We start from the raw sequence: 3,085 nt of genomic DNA on the forward strand, positions 1-3,085 counted from the left end.
CGGGGGCGGGGCCTCCGGGCAGCCGGACGGTGGCCAGCGCGCCGGGTCCGCCGTCCCCGGCCGGGCCCAGCGTCACCTCGCCGCCCGCCTCCCGGACGCTCTGCGCGACGATCGACAACCCCAGGCCGGAGCCCGGCAGTTGGCGCGAGGACGGGGAGCGCCAGAACCGGTCGAAGACGTACTGGAGCTCGTCCGGCGGGATGCCGGGGCCGTGGTCGCGGACGGTCAGCACGCCCTGCCGGAGCCCGATGTCGATGGTGCCGCCGGGCGGGCTGTACTTGACCGCGTTGTCCAGCAGGTTGATCACGGCACGCTCCAGCCCGGCCGCGTCGCCGTGCACGTACCAGGGCTCGGTGGCGGTCTCGAAGAGCAGGCCGGGGCCGCGCAGCTTCGCCCGTTCGACGGCCCGCCCGGCGATCTCGTGCAGGGCCACGACGGTGAGGTTCGGGCCGGCCTTGGGGGTGTCGGGGCGGGAGAGCTGGAGCAGGTCGCCGATCAGCACGGTGAGTTCCTGCATCTGGGCCTTCATGTTGCCCAGCAGCTTGGTCTTGGTCGCCGGGGGCAGCGGGCGGCCGGTGTCGTTGCTGCGGATCAGCAGGTCGACGTTGGTGCGCAGCGAGGTCAGCGGCGTGCGGAGCTCGTGGCCCGCGTCGGCGATCAACCGGGTCTGCCGCTCGCGGGAGTTGGCGAGGGCGGTGCTCATGGAGTTGAAGGAGGTGGACAGCCGGGCGATCTCGTCGTCGCCGTTGACCGGGATGGTGGTGCCGACCTCCTCGGTGCGGGCGATGTGCTCGACGGCGTCGGTGAGCCGGTCGACGGGCTTGAGGGCGGAGCGGGCCACCAGCCGCCCGGCGATGGCGGCCAGGAGGATGCCGCCGACGGAGACGGAGCTGAGGAGGATGGCCAGGCCCCGGAGGGAGTCCTCGACGGGCTGGGTGGAGGTGGCCACCATCAACAGGGCGGGCTGCCCTGTCTTGGAGTGGGTCAGAGAGATCCGGACTTCTGCCGGAGTCCCATCGGTGAACCGGCCGTCTCGGATGATCGACTCACCGAGCTTGAGCCTGAAGCCGGCGGTGTCACCGGGCTTGACCTCGATTGCCTTGGTCGCGTACGGCGGCAGGCAGATCCCTGTCCCGGTCGGGCCGACCACCACGTACTGGGTGTCCCGTGGGACCGAGCTGAAGTTGTCCGGGGCGCCACTGGGCGGCTGGTGCTGCAAGGCTTCTTCGGCTGTTTCGTAGCACCGAAGAGGACTTCTGCTCCCGTCCGGTGGCAGGGACGCGCTCGCCAAGTCCGCCCGGACCTGGCCGTACAGCTGCCTCTCCACGATGAACCAGCACGCCAGCGCCGACAGCGCGATGGCCACCGCCACCGCCGCCGCGCTCAGGAAGGTGAGGCGACCGCGCAGCGAGCGGGAGTGGTACCAGCGGACCAGCCGCTCGCGGCGTCCCGGGGTGCGGGGCGGTGCCAGGGGTGGGGGCGGAACGGTCACGCGCTCGCGCCGGTGGCCGGGCGCAGGGCGTAGCCGACGCCCCGTACGGTCTGGATGAGGCGCGGCATGCCTCCCTGCTCGGTCTTGCGGCGCAGGTACATCACGTACACGTCCAGGGAGTTGGAGGAGGGCTCGAAGTCGAAGCCCCAGACCGCCTTGAGGATCTGCTCGCGGGTGAGGACCTGGCGGGGGTGGGCGAGGAACATCTCCAGCAGCATGAACTCGGTGCGGGTGAGTTCGACCGGTTTGCCGGCGCGGGTGACCTCGCGGGTGGCGGTGTTCATCCGCAGGTCGGCGAAGGCGAGCACCTCGCTCTCGTCCTCGGCGGCGGCGCGGGCGGCGGCCTCGGTGGCGAGGGCGTTGCGGCGCAGCAGGGCGCGGACGCGGGCGAGGAGTTCGTCGAGTTCGAAGGGCTTGGCGAGGTAGTCGTCGGCGCCGACGTCGAGGCCGGTGACGCGGTCGCCGACGGCGTCGCGGGCGGTGAGCATCAGCACGGGGACGGTGTCGCCGCGGGAGCGCATCCGGCGGACGGCGGTGAGGCCGTCCATCCGGGGCATCATGATGTCCAGCAGGACGAGGTCGGGCCGGTCGCGTTCGACGGATTCCAGTGCCTCGTAGCCGTCCGTGGCGGTGGCGACCTCGTAGCCCTCGAAGGCGAGGCTGCTCTCCAGGGCGTCCCGGAGGGCGGGTTCGTCGTCGACCACCAGGAGCCGGGCGCAGGGGTGGCCGGCCTCGGCGGGGGTGCGGTCGTCGGCGGACGGGGTCATGGGCTGGTGCCCTTTCTCGTCGGGTGGAGGGCCTGCTGGGAGCAATTGTCCGTCGTACGGATTGTGACTTACAGGTTCTGGCCGGCTTCGAGCTTCGGCAGGACCTGCTTGATGTCGTTCATCGGGATGGCGAAGCCGAGGCCGACGCTGCCGGCGCTGCTGCCGCCGGAGGAGGAACCGGAGCCGCCCGGCGCGTACATCGCCGAGTTGATGGCGATGACCTGGCCGTTGGCGTTGATCAGCGGGCCGCCGGAGTTGCCGGGGTTGAGGGCGGCGTCGGTCTGGAAGGCCTTGTAGGTGGTGGTGCTGCCGTTGCCGGACTGGTTGGACTGCGGGGCGTTGCCGCGCATTCCGGGCAGGCCGGGCAGGAAGGGGAGGCCGAAGCCGCCGTTGCTGCTGGTGCTGCCCTCGTCGAGCTGGACGGTGACGTCGCGGTTCTCGGCGCTGATGATGCCGGAGGTGACGGTGCCGGTGAGGCCGTCGGGGTTGCCGATGGCGACGACGGGGTCGCCGACGGACACGGTGGAGGAGTCCCCGAGGACGGCGGGGGTGAGGTTCTTGGCGCCGGTCGCGGTGATCACGGCGACGTCGAGGGACTTGTCGGTGCCGGTGACGGTCGCCGGGGCGGTGGAGCCGTCCTTGAAGGTGACGGTGATCTGGCCGCCGCCGGCCGCGGTGTCGATCACGTGGAAGTTGGTGAGGATCCGGCCGTCGGTGTCGAGGACGACGCCGGTGCCGGTCGCGGTGCCGTTGCCGCTCTTGACGGTGATCTGGACGGTGCTGGGCGAGACGGCGGCGGCGATGGCGGGCACGTTGGCGCTGCCGT

Annotated in this window: 3 protein-coding genes; all 3 read right to left on the reverse strand. The window is 71.7% G+C overall.

Features of this window, described 5'->3' with window-relative positions:
• On the reverse strand, positions 1–1,492 hold a 1,492-nt coding region (locus J0670_RS34230; RefSeq protein WP_307806818.1), incomplete at its 3' end, for a HAMP domain-containing sensor histidine kinase.
• Positions 1,489–2,259: a response regulator transcription factor gene (locus J0670_RS34235; protein ID WP_207816256.1), complete on the reverse strand. Its 771-nt coding sequence runs from the start codon at positions 2,257–2,259 to the stop codon at positions 1,489–1,491. The genes J0670_RS34230 and J0670_RS34235, both read right to left, overlap by 4 nt.
• A gap of 68 nt (positions 2,260–2,327) precedes the next feature.
• A partial coding sequence (locus tag J0670_RS34240; protein ID WP_207816258.1) for a S1C family serine protease occupies positions 2,328–3,085 on the reverse strand: 758 nt, incomplete at its 5' end.

The organism is Streptomyces sp. FH025, assembly GCF_017427025.1.
GTDB lineage: Bacteria > Actinomycetota > Actinomycetes > Streptomycetales > Streptomycetaceae > Kitasatospora.